Origin of the sequence: Burkholderia sp. LA-2-3-30-S1-D2 (assembly GCF_001523915.2) — a bacterium.
Classification (GTDB): domain Bacteria; phylum Pseudomonadota; class Gammaproteobacteria; order Burkholderiales; family Burkholderiaceae; genus Burkholderia; species Burkholderia diffusa.
In genome coordinates this window covers 1,734,570-1,750,748 of the sequence record NZ_CP013383.1, presented here as the reverse complement: position 1 = coordinate 1,750,748, position 16,179 = coordinate 1,734,570, and the positions used below count along the sequence as shown (strand labels likewise).

Below are 16,179 nucleotides of genomic sequence, written 5' to 3'. Positions count from 1 at the left end.
ACGGGCGCGACACATCAACACACATCAAGAAACGGAGACATACCATGAAGCAAGCCAGCGAGCGCCCGGTCGACCCGGCCGGCGGCGCCGATCCCCGTCATGCCGACCGCGATGCGATGTTCGCGTCCCACGAGTCCGGCTACGAGCAGAAGTTGAAGCCGCGACACGTGCAGATGATCGCGATGGGCGGTGCGATCGGCACCGGCCTCTTTCTCGGCGCGGGCGGCCGCCTGCAGAGCGCGGGGCCCGCGCTCGCGGTCGTGTATCTCGTGTGCGGCGTGTTCGCGTTCCTGATCATGCGCGCGCTCGGCGAGCTCGTGATGCACCGGCCGACCAGCGGTTCGTTCGTGTCGTACGCGCGGGAGTTCATGGGCGAGCGCGCGTCGTTCGTCGCGGGCTGGATGTACTACCTGAACTGGGCGACCACCGGCATCGTCGACATCACCGCCGTTGCGATCTACATGAAGTACTGGGCCGTGTTCACCGACGTGCCGCAATGGGTGTTCGCGCTCGGCGCGCTGGGGATCGTGTCGGTGATGAACATGATCGGCGTGAAGGTATTCGGCGAGATGGAGTTCTGGTTCTCGATCGTCAAGGTCGGAACGCTCGCGCTGTTCCTCGCGATCGGCGCCGTGTTTCTCGCGAGCGGTCATCCGGTCGCCGGGCAGATGCCGGGCCTGCACCTGATCGCCGACCACGGCGGGATCTTTCCGCATGGCATCTTGCCGGCCGTGCTGATCGTGCAGGGCGTCGTGTTCGCGTATGCGAGCATCGAGCTCGTCGGCGTCGCGGCGGGCGAGACCGCCGATGCGCGCAAGGTGCTGCCGAAGGCGATCAACAGCGTGATGTGGCGCATCGCGCTGTTCTACGTCGGCTCGGTCGTGCTGCTGACGATGCTGCTGCCGTGGACCGCGTACAGCGCGCACGAAAGCCCGTTCGTCACGTTCTTCAGCAAGCTCGGCGTGCCGTACGTCGGCACGGTGATGAACGTCGTGGTGTTGACCGCCGCGCTGTCGAGCCTGAACTCCGGCCTCTATTCGACCGGACGCGTGCTGCGTTCGCTGGCAATGGGCGGCTCGGCGCCGCGCTTCGTGTCGCGGATGAACGCGCGCGGCGTGCCGTACGGCGGGATCCTCGTCACGGTCGCGGTCAATGCGATCGGCGTGCCGCTGAACTACATCGTGCCGGCGCAGGCGTTCGAGATCGTGCTGAACATGGCGTCGCTCGGGATCATCACGACCTGGGGCTTCATCGTGATGTGCCAGATCCTGTTCCGCCGCGCGGTCAATCGCGGCGAGCTGAGCCCCGTGTCGTTCCGGATGCCCGGCGCGCCGTTCACGTCGTGGCTCACGCTCGGGTTCCTGGTCAGCGTGCTGGTGCTGATGGCGTTCGATTACCCGGGCGGCACGTGGACCGTCGGGATGATCCCGCTCGTCGTGCTCGCGCTCGTGGTCGGCTGGAAGCTGGCGAAGCGCGGGGCCGCGCGGGAAGCGGCGGCTGCCAATGCCGTCGGCGCGCCGCTCGGCGTTGATCCGGCGAGCAACGTCTGACGATACGCACGGGCGGGTCGACCGCCCGTGCGCTCAGTTCAATCCGGTGCGTGCGCCGACCCAGCGGCCGAAGTCGCCGGCCATCTCCGCCGTGAGTTCGTGGCCGGCGTCGTAGAGGCGCGTGTCGTGCGCGACGCCGAGCGCCGTCAGCTTCGCGTCGGCGGTTTCGGCCCACGCGACCGGCAGCTTGTCGTCGAAGCGGCCGTGCATCACCAGCGCGTGGAGCGCGCTCAACGCATCGCGCGATGCGATCAGCGGATCGATCTCCGGCAGGATGCGGCCGCACAGCACCGCGAACGCCGCGACGTCGGCCGGCGACGTGAGCGCGACGCTCGCGCTCATGATGCCGCCCTGGCTGAAGCCGGCGATCACGGTGGGCAGTGCGGCGTGTTCGTTGTCGGTGCCCCGGGCGCGCAACGCGCGCAGCAGCGCGATCAGCTGGACACGGCTCGCATCCGCGCGGGCCGCATCGATCTCGGGGCCGTTCGGGCCGAAGCGCACAGGAAACCACGCTTGCTGGCCGGGGCCGAACGTCAGCGGGCCGCGCACGAACGCGATTTCGATGCGCGGGTCGATCGTGCCGGACAGGTTCAGCAGGTTAGTTTCGTTCCCGCCGACGCCATGCAGCAGCAACAGGCGGCCCGCCGGGCGGCCGGCGGCCGGGCGCAGCAGGTACTTGAGGCCGGATTCGGAGTCGGTGGTCAGCGGCAGGACGTCGGTCATTGCAAGGGTCCGGTGGGGAAGTGATCCGATAGTCTAGAGCGCGCGGGAGGGAAGGTGAATCGCCGGATGGCGATTGATTGTTTCCTGGCTGGAATGAATCGGCTGCCATTCACCCATGTCGACGCGGCGCGCGAATCCGGCCGCGCAGCAGAAGGTGCATAACCGATTCGATTCGCGGATAATGCGCAAACGTTTTACCGGTATTCAACCGGATTGAATTACGGATCGCAAATAAAAGAATGAATATCCGGATTCGATTTATCGAGGCCGCCAGGCAGGCCCGTCGGGCCGTCAAGGCCAGAGGTTAACGGCCGATTCGAGAAAAACTTTAGGATTTTCTCGTCGCAATTGATCATTGCGATTTCCTCAACGACCGATTGATTTTCAGTCATCGGACGGTCATACACCATCCCCGATAATGCGGCGCTCACATTCTTTCAATAGACAAAAGGGCGATCGAAGCCGGATCGCTGCGGGGAGCTGTACTCATGACCATTCGTCATCGCATTACGCTGCTAGTCGTCCTGACGTTTTTCGCGCTGTCCGCGATCGGCGTGTACGCCGTGTACCAGACACGCAAGAGCGCGTCCGAGGTGCGTCAGGTTACCCAGGGAATCGTGCCGAGCGCGCTCGCGTCGGCGGATCTCGTCGCCGACGTGAAGAACATCCAGATCGCGACGATGACGCTGGTGTATGCGCCCGACGCGAACACCGCCGCGCAGGCGGGTGACGAGCTGAAGGCGAAGCAGGCCGCGCTGCGCGCGGCGCTCGACGCACAGGCGAAATCGGCGGTCGGGCAGGCGCAGCAAGGGCTCGTCGAGCAGGCCAAGGACAGCGCGGCGAACTACTTCGCGGCGATCGGCGACACCGTGAAGATGAAAGCCGACGGCAAGCCCGAGATGGCGCAGGCGTACCTGTTCGCGAACGTCGCGCAGTATCGCGACGAGCTCGAGAGCATCGTCGACACGCTGCGCGTCGAGAAGAACCGCCAGAAGGACGACGCGATCCGCGCGCTGAACGGCATGCTGTCGACGACGGCGACCGCGATCGCGGGCGTCGCGGGCACGGTGGTCGTGCTGCTGACCGCGCTCGGCTTCGTGCTGTATCGCCAGATCACGCGCCCGCTGATCGGGATGCAGACGGCGATGAGCGAGATCGCGACGAGCCAGGACTTCACGCGTCGCGTGCCGGTGGGCCGGATGGACGAGATTGGTCATTCGATCGTCGCGTTCAACGGGATGATCGAGAAGATCCAGGAGAACGCCGCGCAACTGAAGCAGAAGACGGCCGACATCCAGGCGATGCTGCAGAACATGCAGCAAGGGATCCTGACCGTCGTCGAAGGCGGCGTCGTGCATGCGGAGTATTCGGCTTACCTCGAGACCATCTTCGAGACGAGCGACATCGCCGGCCGCGACCTGATGGCGCTCGTGTTCGACGATTCGAGCATCGGTTCGGATGCGCGTTCGCAGGTCGACGCGGCCGTGCATGCGTGCCTCGGCGAGGACAGCATGAACTTCGCGTTCAACGAGCACCTGCTCGTCAACGAAGTCGCGAAGCGGATGCCGGACGGCCGCGAGAAATGGCTCGACCTGAGCTGGTCGGCGATCACCGACGAGACCGACACGGTCGTGCGGCTGATGCTGTGCGTGCGCGACGTGACCGAGATCCGCGAGCTGACCGCGCAGGCCGGCGAGCAGCAGCGCCGGCTCGAGATGATCGGCGAGATCCTGTCGATCAGCCAGGACAAGTTCCACGACTTCGTGCACAGCGCGAAGGGTTTCCTCAGCGAGAACGAGCGGATGATCCGCCAGCACGAACGCGCGGATCACTCGATCGTCGCCGCGCTGTTCCGCAACATGCATACGATCAAGGGCAATGCGCGCACGTACAGCCTGCAGCACCTGACCAACATCGTGCATGAGGCGGAGCAGGCGTACGAATCGCTGCGCCACGCGGACGGCGGCCCCGAGTGGAACCGCGATGCGCTGATGGACGATCTGGCCCGCGTGCGCGAGGCGGTCGAGCACTACGCGACGATCAACGCGGTCACGCTCGGCCGCCAGGGCGAAGCGGCGCAGCACGGCGGTGCCGACTACCTGATGGTCGAGCGCGCACACATCAGCGAGAGCCTGCGCATGCTCGACGGCGCCGATCCGGCGAACGCAAGCGACTGGCACGCGGCGCGCGATTCGGTGCGCCGCCTGCTGAGCCAGTTCGGCACGCAGGGCATCGGCGATGCGCTGGGCGGCGTGATCGAATCGCTGCCGTCGCTCGCGGCCGAACTCGGCAAGCCGGCGCCCGTCGTGCATATCGACAGCAACGGCCATCGCGTGCGCAGCGAGATCGGCGCGACGCTGAAGAACGTGTTCATGCATCTGCTGCGCAACGCGATCGACCACGGGATCGAAACGTCGGAAGAGCGGCGCGCGGCCGGCAAGGCGCCGGCCGGCAAGATCGACATCGCGGTCGATGTCGAGAATGACACGTTGCGTTTCGTGCTCGGCGACGACGGCCGCGGCCTCGCGCTCGACCGGATTCGCGGGATCGCGCGCGAGCGCGGCTGGTTCGACGCCGGCGCCGAAGCCGCGCTGACCGATGAGGCGGTGGCGGAGCTGATCTTCCGTCCGGGGTTCTCGACCGCGCGTGCGGTGACCGAAGTGTCGGGGCGCGGCGTCGGGATGGACGCGGTGCGCAACTTCCTGAAGCGCGACGGCGGCGACATTGCGCTGCGCTTCACCGACGATCGCACGGGCTCGCCGTATCGCGCGTTCGAGACGATCGTGTCGCTGCCGGCGCGTTTCGCGGCGGACGGTGGTGCGGTGCAGGACGTGGGGCAGCCGGCCCGCGCCGGCATCGCGAACGTCGACGCAACGGAGTGATCGTGCAAGCGTGGATGATTCCGGTCGGCGCCGCGCTGGCGGGCGGCGTGGCCGCCGCGGTGATCGCCGCGATCGTGGGCCGCATTGCGCGCGCGCGGCTCGTTGCCGCGATGACGCGCGAAGCGGACGCATTGCGCGATGCGCTCGGCGCAGCCGACGCGCGTGCCGTTGAAGCACTTGCGGCGCATGCCGAGGCGGCCGACGCATGGGCACGCCGCGAGGCGGAGCTCGAGCAAACGCTGGCGCGCGAGGCGGCCGGCACCGGCGAGCAGCGCGACGCGCTGCAGGCGCTCGCGGCCGAGCGCGCCGCGCTGTCGCAGCATGCGACGAAGCTCGCGGACGAAGCCGCGCGACTGCGCGGGCTGGCCGGCACGTTCGAGCGCTGGCACGAGCAGATGATCTCGCTGACCACGCAGAACCAGGACATGCGGGCGAAGAACCAGGAGCTGTCGTCGATCGTCGCGCACGTGTCGATCGTGTCGCTGAACGCGTCGATCGAGGCCGCGCGCGCCGGTGCGGCAGGGCGCGGCTTCTCGATCGTGGCGAGCGAGGTGCGCGGGCTCGCCGCGCGTTCGCAGCAATTGTCGAACAGCTATCGCGACAGCCTGAATCGCAACGATCTCGTGACGGCCGCGACGTTCCAGGACATCCAGGCCGGCGGCAAGATGATCACGGCCGCGCTCGCGACGCTCGAGACGCTGGCCGGGCAGTTGCACGCGCGACTGGAAGGAGCGGCGGCGTGATCAGTGCGCAGGCCCGGGCCGGCTTCGAACGGATCTTCTTCGACGCGGCGCGCACGCGGCTCGCGTCAGGCGGTGCGTGCGAGATCCGGCAGGCCGCCGGCGATGCGCACGACGCGTCGCACGATCCGTCACGCGCGAGGTCGCGGGCGACGCCGAAGCTCGCCGAACACGTCGTCGTACTGACGATCTCGGCGCTGCACTTCCGGCTGCTGCTCGCGCTGCGCTTTCGCGACGACGATCCGACGCGCCGCCATTTCGCCGCGGCCGCGCCGGGCGCGAGCACGCAGCGGCCGCTGACCGAAGCGTTCATGGAAGTCGCGAACCTGTGCTGCGGCGCGATCAACCAGGCGCTGACCGCACCGTTCCCCGATCTCGGGATGTCGACGCCTTACCTGCTGAGCGGCGCGAGCGTCGATTACCTGCCGGCGCTGAACCCCGATCACGTGGCCGCATACGACGTGACGCTCGACGGCGACGTGAGGATCGGCGCGACGCTGTGCGTGTGCGCGAACGCGCCGGTCGACTTCCAAGTGCCGGAAGCGGCGAGCGTGGACACGGGCGGCGAGCTCGAATTGTTTTGACCGATTCAGAGGATTTCGCGAGATGAACGTAGACCAACCCGTCAGCAAGGTGCTCGTGCTCGACGACAGCCGCGCGCATGCGGCGACGATCAAGCGCTTCTGCGACGAGCACAACCTGGTCGGCCTGACCGTGCGGCGCAACCGGCTGCTCAAGGTGCTGCGCTCGAACATCGATCTCGGCGCGATCCTGCTCGCCGAGGACTACGGCGGCTCGCCGGCCGAGAGCGCGATCATCGCGACACAGATCGACGCGCTGCGGCCCGAGCTGCCGATCATCCTGCGTCGCGTGTCGGATGCAGCGGACGCATCGCGCGACGGGCTGCCCGATGCGCTCGCGCGCGTCGCGTGCGCGGCCTACGCCGCAGACGACCTGACACCGCTCAAGCGCGCGATCGACGAATACCTGTTCGGACGCGACTACCCGAATGCGCTCGTGCGCGGCATCGCGGAGATCACGGAGGCGCGGCTCGACAGCCTGTTCCCGGGCATGACGATCGAGTGCGACCGGCCGTGCATCGTGCGCGACCAGATCATCTTCGGCGAGGTGTTCAGCCTGATCGCGCTGGAAAGCGCGTGGTGCCGCGGCTACATGCTGCTGCAGACGAGCGAGCAGCCGCTGCTCGACATGATCGGCGGCACTCGCGACGACGGCCGGGCACCCGATTTCCGCGACGTGAACAGCATGCTCGGCGAGTTGACCAATCTCGTGTGGGGCGCGTTCAAGAACCGCTATCTCGGCGACGCGGAGGCGCTCGCGCGCCATCCGGTGCAGGTGCCGCTCGTCGTCAATCACAAGCAGAAGTTCATTTCGTTCGGCGGCGACTGTCCGCAACTCTGCTTCAAGTACCGGATGACCGATCCCGCCTCGGGGCGGTCGGTGCGGCTCGACCAGCGCTTCGTGTTCAGCCTGAGCTGGTCCCCGGAGGATTTCCGCGAATTGGTGCAGGACGTCGGGCCGATGGTCGAATCGGGCGAACTCGAACTGTTTTGAATATCGACTGTTGAAGTCGGCAACAACGAAAGGGAAAGACGATGGCAAAGATTCTGGTGGTCGACGATTCGGGCACGGTGCGCGACGAAGTCGCGGGTTTCCTGCGCAATCACGGGCTCGACGTCGCGACGGCGGTGGACGGCAAGGACGGGCTCGCGAAGCTCAAGGCGACGCCCGGCGTGCGCCTCGTGATCAGCGACGTGAACATGCCGAACATGGACGGCCTGACGATGGTCGAGAAGATCCGCGGCGAACTGGCGAACACGTCGGTCAACATCGTGATGCTGACGACCGAAAGCAGTCCGGCGATGAAGGAGCGGGGCAAGGCCGCCGGCGTGAAGGGCTGGATCGTGAAGCCGTTCAAGGGCGACGCGGTGCTCGACGCGCTGAAGAAGCTCGCGGGCTGAGCGCGCACGCGGGCGATGCGTCACCGCTAAGCGGCAATCAACGCGCAGCCGGCGCGGCCTTCGCTTCGCGGTGAGGCGGCGTGCAAGCCGGCTTCGCCGGCCGGTCGGCTCCGCTGGACGCCGCGCGCAATGTGGAGGACGATTCGTGATCATGTCGATCGCGAATCCGGGCGTGTGCCGCCCGTGCTACCGGTTCGCGCTCGATCGAACCCCGTCGAGCGGAGCATCATGGAATCCCGTCACGAAACACCCGAGCCGATCCTGTTGCGCGACGTGCGCGACGGCGTCGTCACGCTGCGGCTGAACCGGCCGCAACAGTTCAACGCGTTGTCGGAGGCGATGCTGGCGAGCCTGCAGGACGCGTTCGATTCGCTGGCCGCCGATCCGCACGTGCGTTGCGTCGTGCTCGCCGCGGCGGGCAAGGCGTTCTGCGCGGGCCACGACCTGCGGCAGATGCGCGCCAGGCCCGAACTCGATTACTACCGCGCGCTGTTCGCGCAATGCAGCCGCGTGATGCTCGCGATGCGCGCACTGCCGGTGCCGGTGATCGCACGCGTGCACGGCATCGCGACGGCTGCCGGCTGCCAGCTCGTCGCCGCGTGCGATCTCGCCGTCGCAGCCGACACCGCGCGCTTCGCGGTATCCGGAATCAACGTCGGGCTGTTCTGTTCGACGCCTGCCGTCGCATTGAGCCGCAACGTGTCGGCGAAGCGCGCGTTCGACATGCTCGTCACCGGGCGTTTCGTCGATGCGGCGACGGCTGCTGCCTGGGGGCTCGTCAACGAGGCCGTGCCCGAGGACGCACTCGACGCGGCCGTCGCGCGCAAGGTCGCTGAGATCGTCAAGAAGAGCCCGGCGGCCGTGCGTTACGGCAAGCAGATGTTCTACCGGCAGCGCGAACTGCCGCTCGACGACGCGTACGCGTTTGCGGGCGACGTGATGGCGCGCAACATGATGGAAGAGGATGCCGGCGAGGGGATCGACGCGTTCCTGGAGAAGCGCGAGCCGGTGTGGCGTTCGTAGGCGCGCGCCCCGGATGTGCATGTCGAGCGGCGCGCAAGAGCCGTAGCCAACGCGTTTTTTCCGGCTCGGGTTTCCGGTCCGCCGGAACGCAAACGGGCCGCCCGAGGCGGCCCGCAAGTGAAGCGGCATGCGCGGCGGCGCGCTAGTGCGCCGCGGCATCGGCGTCGATCAACGCCCGTAGCTGCCCGTGTGCAGCGCCGGCTGCACCGCCGACGCGCCGGGCGGCACGGTCACGACCGGCACGCGCAGCGCGAGTGCGCACATCAGCTCGTAGCCGATCGTGCCGCTGGCTTCCGCGACGTCGTCGACCTTCACCTGATCGCCCCACAGCTCGACGCTCGAGCCGATGCCCGCGTTCGGGCACGGCGTCAGGTCGACGGTCAGCATGTCCATCGACACGCGGCCGACGACGCGCGTCATCACGCCGTCCACCGCGATCGGCGTGCCGGTCGGCGCGTGGCGCGGATAGCCGTCCGCGTAGCCGCATGCGACGACGCCGATCCGCATCGGCTGGTCTGCCTTGAAGCGACGGCCGTAGCCGACCGTTTCCTCCGGCGCGATCGTCTGCACACCGATGATCTTGCTCGTCAGCGTCATCGCGGCCATCAGTGGCGTGTCGGCGATGTGCCGCGCCGCGCCGGTCGGCGACGCGCCGTACAGGATCGTGCCGGGCCGCACCCAGTCGCGATGCGCGCGCGGATGCCACAGCACGGCCGCCGAATTCGATGTCGAGCGCTCGCCCGGAATCCCTGCCGTGGCCGCATCGAACTGCTCGAGCTGCCAGTCGACTTCGCCTTCGTCGGCGTTCGCGAAATGCATCATCAGCGTGATCTTGCCGATCGACGGCGCGGCCGCCGCGCGTTCCCACGCGGCGCGGAATGCGTCGGGCCGGTAGCCGAGCCGGTTCATCCCGGAGTTCATCTTCAGCTGGATGTCGATTGGCTGCCGCGGCTTCGCGGCAATCAGCAGGTCGAGCTGCGCGTCGCAGTGCACGGCCACCGTCAGCCGGTGGCGATCGGCCAGTTCGACGTCGGCCGGCTCGAAGATCCCTTCGAGCAGCAGCACCGGCTTGTCCCAGCCGAGCTCCCGCACGCGCACGGCTTCGTCGAGATCGAGCAGCGCGATGCCGTCGGCAGCCGCGAGGCCCGGATAGATCCGCTCGATCCCGTGACCGTATGCGTTGGCCTTGACCACGGCCCACACGCGCGATTGCGCGGCGGTGCGGCGGATGAAGTCGAGGTTGTGGCGAATGGCGTCGGGACGGACATGGGCGACGATGGGACGGGGCATGGGCGGGCTCGGGTCGAAAGTCGTTCGGCGCGCGCGGCGGCGCGGCGCGGGTAAGCAGGCTGGCGCGGTAACGCGCCGAGCCAGTGTTGATCGCTATCTTATTGGTGTTCGACCAGTTTTAATTAACGTTTTTATCGGCGATTTGGTGGAAATTGTTGCGCCGGATCCTTGCCGCCATAGCGTTCGGCAGGCTGCCTTGCCGAGGCTCCCGTCTAGAAAACCGGTGCGCGAACGGCCCGACGCAATGCTAAGCTCTGCGCGACCCTGTCATTGATCAATGTAATCATAAAGGAGGAGACTTTGATGACGACGTCCCAGATTTGCCTGTTCATCGTGGCGCTGTTGCCGTTCCCGATGACGTTCCTGGCCAAGGCCCGCAAAGGCTACGACAACCACGCGCCGCGCGAGTACCTGGCGAGGCTCGAAGGCTGGCGCGCGCGGGCGCAGGCCGCGCACCAGAATGCCTGGGAAGCGCTGGCGCTGTTTACGGCCGCATTGGTCGTCGCATGGCACAACGGCGCGAATGCGCATCACGTCGACCAGCTCGCGATGGGGTTCGTCGCGATTCGCGTCGTCTATGCGCTGATGTACCTGCTGAACTGGGCGTCGCTGCGCTCGCTCGTGTGGTTCGCGGGGATGGCGTGCGTCGTCGCGCTGTTCTTTGCCGCGCCGTGACGAGAGGATGAACGGGGGCGCCCGCGCCGGCCTGGCGCGCGGGCTCGCTACGCACCGCCCGCGCCGCGCGCGTGACTGTCGTTGGATGCGGGCGCAACGATCTTCGCGAGCTGGAACGGCAGGTTGGCCGTCGCGGCGCCTGCGCGCGCTCGAGAAGGAGCCGGTGACGGTGGCGGTACACGCCGTTCGTTGAGCCTCGCCGGCGGTGGCCGGCATCACGATCGCCGCGGTGCCGGTGCGCATGGGGCCTTCCGGTCGCGCCGAATGACCGGGCGTGCGCCCGTCCGATCATGCGGCGGCGCACACCATCGTTGTCGTCGCGCGCGAGCCGGCACGGCGACACGTCCACCCGCCGCGGTGACGGCCGCGCCACACGTTCCCCGCTTCCACGCCATTGCCCCCTCGCCGCGCGGCGCAATCCCGCAGCACATTCCCGCCGCAGCTGCCGCACGCCCGTCCGCGCACACCTTTCCTCCGATCGATCCCGTCCGTCCGGCTCGGGTTTCTCTCAATGCATTTTTCTGTTGAGTATTTTTTTGTTGTCGTAGTATCCGTGTTGACAACACTTGTTGCACTACGGTTTAATTCAACATCGCATGTTGCGGTGCGGCTTGATGTCGTCGTTCCCCGGCCAGCCGGCCGGTCACATCGCTCAACCATGCGGAGAAAAGTCATGAGTCGCCGTTCCTTCCTGAAAGCCGTCGCGGTGGTTGCCGCGCTCGGCGCCAGCATCGCGCACGCGGATACCAAGACGCTCGTCGTCGGGACCGATACGTCGTTCATGCCGTTCGAGTTCAAGCAGGGCGACAAGTACGTCGGCTTCGATCTCGACTTGTGGGCGGAGATCGCAAAGGACCAAGGCTGGAAATACACGATCCAGCCGATGGATTTCGCCGGCCTGATCCCGGCGCTGCAGACCCAGAACATCGACGTCGCGCTGTCGGGGATGACCATCAAGGAAGAGCGGAAGAAGGCGATCGACTTCTCCGCGCCGTACTACGACAGCGGCCTGGCAGCGATGGTGCAGACGGACAACACGACGATCAAGTCGATCGACGACCTGAACGGCAAGGTGATCGCCGCGAAGACGGGCACCGCGACGATCGACTGGATCAAGGCGCACCTGAAGCCGAAGGAGATCCGCCAGTTCCCGAACATCGACCAGGCGTACCTCGCGCTCGAGGCCGGCCGCGTCGACGCGGCGATGCACGACACGCCGAACGTGCTGTTCTTCGTGAACAACGAGGGCAAGGGCAAGGTGAAGGTCGCGGGCCAGCCGGTCAGCGGCGACAAGTACGGGATCGGTTTCCCGAAGGGCAGCACGCTCGTGCCGAAGGTCAACGCGTCGCTCGTGAAGATCCGGGCCGACGGCCGCTACGCGCAGATCTACAAGAAGTGGTTCGGCGCCGAGCCGCCGAAGATGTGAGCGTGACGGCACAGCATGGCGCGGCGCGGGTGGCCGCGCCGGTCTTGAATCGGACGGGGAGCGACACGTGAATTTCGATTGGTCTGCGATCTGGGCGGCGTTGCCGGACCTGATGGACGGGGTCCGGTTGACGGTGTTCATCGCATTTTTCGGGCTGGTGGGCGGATTCGTCGTCGGGATGATCGCGGGCATGTTCCGCGCATACGGACCGAAGGCGATGAACGTGCTCGCACAGGTTTATATTGAACTGATCCGCGGCACGCCGATCGTCGTGCAGGTGATGTTCCTGTACTTCGCGTTGCCGCTGCTCGCGCATATCCGGATCGACGGCCTGACGGCCGCGATCATCGCGATCACGGTGAATTCGGGCGCGTATCTCGCGGAAGTGGTGCGCGGCGCGCTGCTGTCGATCCCGAAGGGGCTGACGGAAGCGGGGCTCGCGATGGGCCTGTCGATGCCGCGCGTGCTGCTGAAGGTGGTCGGGCCGCTCGCGTTCCGGCGCCTGATTCCGCCGCTCGGCAACCAGTGCATCGTGAGCCTCAAGGACACGTCGCTGTTCATCGTCATCGGCGTCGGCGAATTGACGCGCAAGGGGCAGGAAATCATTGCCGGCAATTTCCAGGCGGTCGAGATCTGGACCGCGGTGGCTGTCATCTACCTGCTGCTGACCGGCGCGATGACGCTGACGCTTCGGCTCGTCGAAAAGAGGATGCGGATCTTATGAGCATGATCGAATTCCAGAACGTGTCGAAGAGCTTCGGCCATGTGCCGGTGCTGAAGCATATCGACCTGAAGATCGACGCGGGCGAGGTGGTCGTCGTGATCGGTCCGTCGGGCTCGGGCAAGTCGACGATGCTGCGCTGTATCAACGCGCTCGAGAAAATCACCGGCGGCGAGCTGCTGGTCGACGGCCAGAGCGTGCGCGGCAACGCGACGACGATCCGCAACATCCGGCTCGAAGCGGGCATGGTGTTCCAGCAGTTCAACCTGTTTCCGCAGATGACCGCGCTCGAGAACGTGATGTTCGGGCCGATCCAGGTGCGCGGTGCATCGCGTGCCGATGCGCGCGACCAGGCGATGGCGCTGCTCGACAAGGTCGGCCTCGAATCGCGCGCGAATCATTACCCGTCGGAGCTGTCGGGCGGCCAGCAGCAGCGCGTCGCGATCGCACGCGCGCTCGCGATCCGGCCGCGGCTGATGCTGTTCGACGAGCCGACGTCGGCGCTCGATCCGGAATTGCGCCACGAAGTGCTGAAAGTGATGCAGGATCTCGCGACCGAAGGGATGACGATGATCGTCGTCACGCACGAGATCGGCTTCGCGAAGCGGGTCGGCACGCGGTTGCTGTTCATGGATCAGGGCGGCATCGCCGAGGACGGCCATCCGGTCGACCTGATCGACCGGCCGCCGACCCCGCGCCTGAAGGAATTCCTGAAACACGTGTCCTGAACGAAACCGAACCATCCGACATGCCGCTTTCCCTGTCTCCCGTCATCGCCGGCGCGCCGTTCGACATCGGCGTGCGCCTCGGCGAGCTTGCCCGCCCCGTGTTCGATGCGTACATGCAGCAGAGCAGCGCATGGCAGGCCGTGCGCCGCTGGCGCAGCCATCCGTTCGTGGCCGCGCTGCGGCAGGCCGCGCTGGCCGCGTACCCGGAACTCGTCGCGGAGCTGGACGGGATCGCGGCAGGCGTCGGCTGGCCGGCCGAGGACATCTTTCTGTGGAACTGCCGCGGCGAACTGATCCATCACGCGCCGGACGGCTGCACGACGCTCGCCGCACGCGACGCGCACGGCACGCGCTGGATCGCGCACAACGAGGACGGCGATCCGTACCTGCGCGAGCGCTGTCTGCTGGTCGACGTGCAGCCGCAGGGCAAGCCGGGCTTCATCAGTTTCTATTACCCGGGCTCGCTGCCCGGGCATACGTTCGCCGCGAACCGCGCCGGCATCGCGCAGGCGATCAACAACTTGCGGATCCGCACGCCGGCGGCGGGCGTGCCGCGGATGATCCTCGCGCGCGCCGTGCTCGACGCGACGTCGCTCGATGCGGCCGTCGACGTGCTGCGCACGCATGCGCGCGCAAGCGGCTTTCACCACACGCTCGGCGCGACCGGCGATACGCGGCTCCTGAGCATCGAGGCGAGCGTCGCGCGCTGTTCGGTCGTCGACGTTGCGCGTCTTGCCGGTCACGCGAATCATCTCGTGCATCCGGGGTGCGAGGGCGAAGCGCAGATCGTCACGCAATCGTCCGGTGATCGTCAGCGGCGTGTCGATGCGCTGACGCCGGGCATCGACGCGATCGACGAAGCCGCGCTGCTGCGCGTGCTCGGCGACCGCGCACCGCAAGGGCTACCGATCTATCGCGACGATCCGGCCGACCCCGACGATGAAAACACGCTGGCGACCGCCGTGTTCGCGATTCGCGACACCGCGATCGAATTCGCCATTCACCAGCACGGCACGCAGCGCTTCGCGACGCGCATCGTGCCGCCCGCGCTCGCGCGCAGCGCGTCCTGATTCATGAGGCAACGCATGACGACCGTTTTTCATCGCGCTCCACGCGCCACCTTGCCCGTCGCCGTCGCAGGCGACGGCATCGAGATCATCGATTCGACCGGCAAACGCTACATCGACGCGTGCGGCGGCGCGGCCGTATCGTGTCTCGGCCACAGCAACCAGCGCGTGATCGATGCGATCAAGCGGCAGGTGCAGCAACTGCCGTACGCGCATACGTCGTTCTTCACGACCGACGTGGCGGAAGACCTGGCCGACCGGCTCGTCGAGGCCGCGCCGGCCGGTCTCGAACACGTGTATTTCGTGTCGGGCGGATCCGAGGCGATCGAAGCCGCACTGAAGCTCGCGCGCCAGTATTTCGTCGAGAAGGGCGAGCCGCAGCGTCGCCATTTCATCGCACGTCGCCAGAGCTATCACGGCAACACGCTCGGCGCGCTCGCGATCGGCGGCAACGCATGGCGGCGCGAGCCGTTCCTGCCGCTGCTGATCGAAGCCCATCACGTGAGCCCGTGCTACGCGTATCGCGACCAGCAGGCGGGCGAAACCGACGAAGCCTATGCGGAGCGCCTGGCTGACGAGCTGGAGCAGAAGATCGTCGAACTCGGTGCGGAAAACGTCGCGGCATTCGTCGCGGAAACGGTGGTGGGCGCGACGGCCGGCGCGGTGCCGCCGGTGCGTACCTACCTGAAGAAGATTCGCGCGGTGTGCGACAAGTACGGCGTGCTGTTGATCCTCGACGAAATCATGTCGGGGATGGGGCGCACCGGGTACCTGTTCGCGTGCGACGAAGATGGCGTCGCGCCCGACCTGCTGACGATCGCGAAAGGGCTCGGCGCAGGGTACCAGCCGATCGGCGCGACGCTGGTGAGCGATCGTATCTACCGGACGATCGTCGACGGATCGGGTTTCTTCCAGCACGGCCACACGTATCTCGGTCATGCAACGGCCTGCGCGGCCGCGCTCGAGGTGCAGCGCGTGATCGCCGAGGAGAAGCTGCTCGACAACGTGAAGGTGCGCGGCGAGCAACTGCGTGCGTCGCTGCGCGAGCATTACGGTGCGCATCCGCATGTCGGCGACGTGCGCGGCCGCGGGCTGTTCGTCGGCGTCGAGCTCGTGCGCGATCGCGACAGCAAGGCGACGTTCGATCCCGCGCTGAAGCTGCATGCGGCGGTCAAGCGCGAGGCGATGCAGCGCGGCCTGATGGTGTATCCGATGGGCGGTACGATCGACGGCGTGCACGGCGATCACATCCTGATCGCACCGCCGTTCGTCTGCACCGCGCAGCAGATCGACACGATCGTCGAACGGCTGTCCGGCGCGATCGATGCCGCGCTCGCATCGGCCGGCGCGTGAACCACGACCTCACCCAATC

The 16,179-nt window shown here is 67.1% G+C and carries 15 protein-coding genes; 13 read left to right on the top strand and 2 right to left on the bottom strand.

The window, feature by feature from the left end; translation table 11 throughout:
- The first annotated feature begins 44 nt into the window (after positions 1-44).
- The gene (locus tag WS66_RS08010; RefSeq protein WP_059607775.1) at positions 45-1,550 is read left to right on the top strand and encodes an amino acid permease; all 1,506 of its coding nucleotides are present in this window, start codon (positions 45-47) and stop codon (positions 1,548-1,550) included.
- 33 nt (positions 1,551-1,583) lie between these two features.
- Here WS66_RS08010 and WS66_RS08005 read toward each other — a convergent pair whose 3' ends face one another.
- A complete protein-coding gene (locus WS66_RS08005) occupies positions 1,584-2,273 on the bottom strand; it encodes an alpha/beta hydrolase (protein WP_059607776.1) in 690 nt (229 codons plus the stop codon).
- A 488-nt stretch (positions 2,274-2,761) separates the two neighbouring features.
- Between WS66_RS08005 and WS66_RS07995 the strand changes: the two genes are divergently transcribed.
- The 6 genes from WS66_RS07995 to WS66_RS07970 all read left to right on the top strand — a co-directional run bounded on the left by WS66_RS07995 (position 2,762) and on the right by WS66_RS07970 (position 8,900).
- On the top strand, positions 2,762-5,155 hold the full coding sequence (locus WS66_RS07995; RefSeq protein WP_059607777.1) for an MCP four helix bundle domain-containing protein: 2,394 nt from the start codon (positions 2,762-2,764) through the stop codon (positions 5,153-5,155).
- Between the two features lie 2 nt (positions 5,156-5,157).
- Positions 5,158-5,898, top strand: a complete 741-nt coding sequence (locus tag WS66_RS07990; RefSeq protein WP_082729066.1) for a methyl-accepting chemotaxis protein — start codon at positions 5,158-5,160, stop codon at positions 5,896-5,898.
- Positions 5,895-6,479, top strand: a complete 585-nt coding sequence (locus WS66_RS07985; protein ID WP_059607778.1) for a hypothetical protein — start codon at positions 5,895-5,897, stop codon at positions 6,477-6,479. Before WS66_RS07990 ends, WS66_RS07985 begins: the two co-directional genes overlap by 4 nt.
- A gap of 22 nt (positions 6,480-6,501) precedes the next feature.
- Positions 6,502-7,470 (top strand): chemotaxis protein CheX, encoded by a 969-nt coding sequence (locus tag WS66_RS07980; protein WP_059607779.1) that lies wholly within the window; start codon positions 6,502-6,504, stop codon positions 7,468-7,470.
- A 41-nt stretch (positions 7,471-7,511) separates the two neighbouring features.
- The gene (locus WS66_RS07975; RefSeq protein ID WP_059607780.1) at positions 7,512-7,877 is read left to right on the top strand and encodes a response regulator; all 366 of its coding nucleotides are present in this window, start codon (positions 7,512-7,514) and stop codon (positions 7,875-7,877) included.
- A 228-nt stretch (positions 7,878-8,105) separates the two neighbouring features.
- Positions 8,106-8,900 (top strand): enoyl-CoA hydratase, encoded by a 795-nt coding sequence (locus WS66_RS07970; RefSeq protein ID WP_059607781.1) that lies wholly within the window; start codon positions 8,106-8,108, stop codon positions 8,898-8,900.
- Positions 8,901-9,068: 168 nt separating this feature from the next.
- Here the strand turns inward: WS66_RS07970 and alr are convergent, their stop codons facing one another.
- On the bottom strand, positions 9,069-10,190 hold the full coding sequence (alr, locus tag WS66_RS07965) for an alanine racemase (protein ID WP_059607782.1): 1,122 nt from the start codon (positions 10,188-10,190) through the stop codon (positions 9,069-9,071).
- A gap of 303 nt (positions 10,191-10,493) precedes the next feature.
- Between alr and WS66_RS07955 the strand changes: the two genes are divergently transcribed.
- From WS66_RS07955 to WS66_RS07930, 6 genes are all read left to right on the top strand, one after another.
- On the top strand, positions 10,494-10,865 hold the full coding sequence (locus WS66_RS07955; protein ID WP_059607783.1) for an MAPEG family protein: 372 nt from the start codon (positions 10,494-10,496) through the stop codon (positions 10,863-10,865).
- A 673-nt stretch (positions 10,866-11,538) separates the two neighbouring features.
- The gene (gene glnH, locus WS66_RS07950) at positions 11,539-12,291 is read left to right on the top strand and encodes a glutamine ABC transporter substrate-binding protein GlnH (protein ID WP_059607784.1); all 753 of its coding nucleotides are present in this window, start codon (positions 11,539-11,541) and stop codon (positions 12,289-12,291) included.
- 67 nt (positions 12,292-12,358) lie between these two features.
- Positions 12,359-13,015, top strand: coding sequence for a glutamine ABC transporter permease GlnP (gene glnP, locus WS66_RS07945; protein WP_059607785.1), 657 nt, complete (start codon positions 12,359-12,361; stop codon positions 13,013-13,015).
- Positions 13,012-13,740 carry a glutamine ABC transporter ATP-binding protein GlnQ gene (glnQ, locus tag WS66_RS07940; RefSeq protein WP_059237091.1) on the top strand — a complete coding sequence of 243 codons (729 nt, stop codon included), beginning with the start codon at positions 13,012-13,014 and terminating at the stop codon, positions 13,738-13,740. The genes glnP and glnQ overlap by 4 nt, the downstream gene beginning before the upstream one ends.
- A 20-nt stretch (positions 13,741-13,760) precedes the next feature.
- On the top strand, positions 13,761-14,810 hold the full coding sequence (locus tag WS66_RS07935; protein WP_059607786.1) for a C45 family autoproteolytic acyltransferase/hydolase: 1,050 nt from the start codon (positions 13,761-13,763) through the stop codon (positions 14,808-14,810).
- 15 nt (positions 14,811-14,825) lie between these two features.
- On the top strand, positions 14,826-16,160 hold the full coding sequence (locus WS66_RS07930) for an aspartate aminotransferase family protein (protein WP_059607787.1): 1,335 nt from the start codon (positions 14,826-14,828) through the stop codon (positions 16,158-16,160).
- Positions 16,161-16,179 lie beyond the last annotated feature (19 nt).

Coding starts and splice junctions, on each gene's coding strand:
- WS66_RS07980 (WP_059607779.1), top strand. CDS start 6,502: ATGAACGTAGACCAACCCGTCAGCAAGGTGCTCGTGCTCGACGACAGC.
- glnH (WP_059607784.1), top strand. CDS start 11,539: ATGAGTCGCCGTTCCTTCCTGAAAGCCGTCGCGGTGGTTGCCGCGCTC.
- WS66_RS08010 (WP_059607775.1), top strand. CDS start 45: ATGAAGCAAGCCAGCGAGCGCCCGGTCGACCCGGCCGGCGGCGCCGAT.
- WS66_RS07975 (WP_059607780.1), top strand. CDS start 7,512: ATGGCAAAGATTCTGGTGGTCGACGATTCGGGCACGGTGCGCGACGAA.
- glnQ (WP_059237091.1), top strand. CDS start 13,012: ATGAGCATGATCGAATTCCAGAACGTGTCGAAGAGCTTCGGCCATGTG.
- WS66_RS07955 (WP_059607783.1), top strand. CDS start 10,494: ATGACGACGTCCCAGATTTGCCTGTTCATCGTGGCGCTGTTGCCGTTC.
- WS66_RS08005 (WP_059607776.1), bottom strand. CDS start 2,273: ATGACCGACGTCCTGCCGCTGACCACCGACTCCGAATCCGGCCTCAAG.
- alr (WP_059607782.1), bottom strand. CDS start 10,190: ATGCCCCGTCCCATCGTCGCCCATGTCCGTCCCGACGCCATTCGCCAC.
- WS66_RS07935 (WP_059607786.1), top strand. CDS start 13,761: ATGCCGCTTTCCCTGTCTCCCGTCATCGCCGGCGCGCCGTTCGACATC.
- WS66_RS07970 (WP_059607781.1), top strand. CDS start 8,106: ATGGAATCCCGTCACGAAACACCCGAGCCGATCCTGTTGCGCGACGTG.
- WS66_RS07995 (WP_059607777.1), top strand. CDS start 2,762: ATGACCATTCGTCATCGCATTACGCTGCTAGTCGTCCTGACGTTTTTC.
- WS66_RS07930 (WP_059607787.1), top strand. CDS start 14,826: ATGACGACCGTTTTTCATCGCGCTCCACGCGCCACCTTGCCCGTCGCC.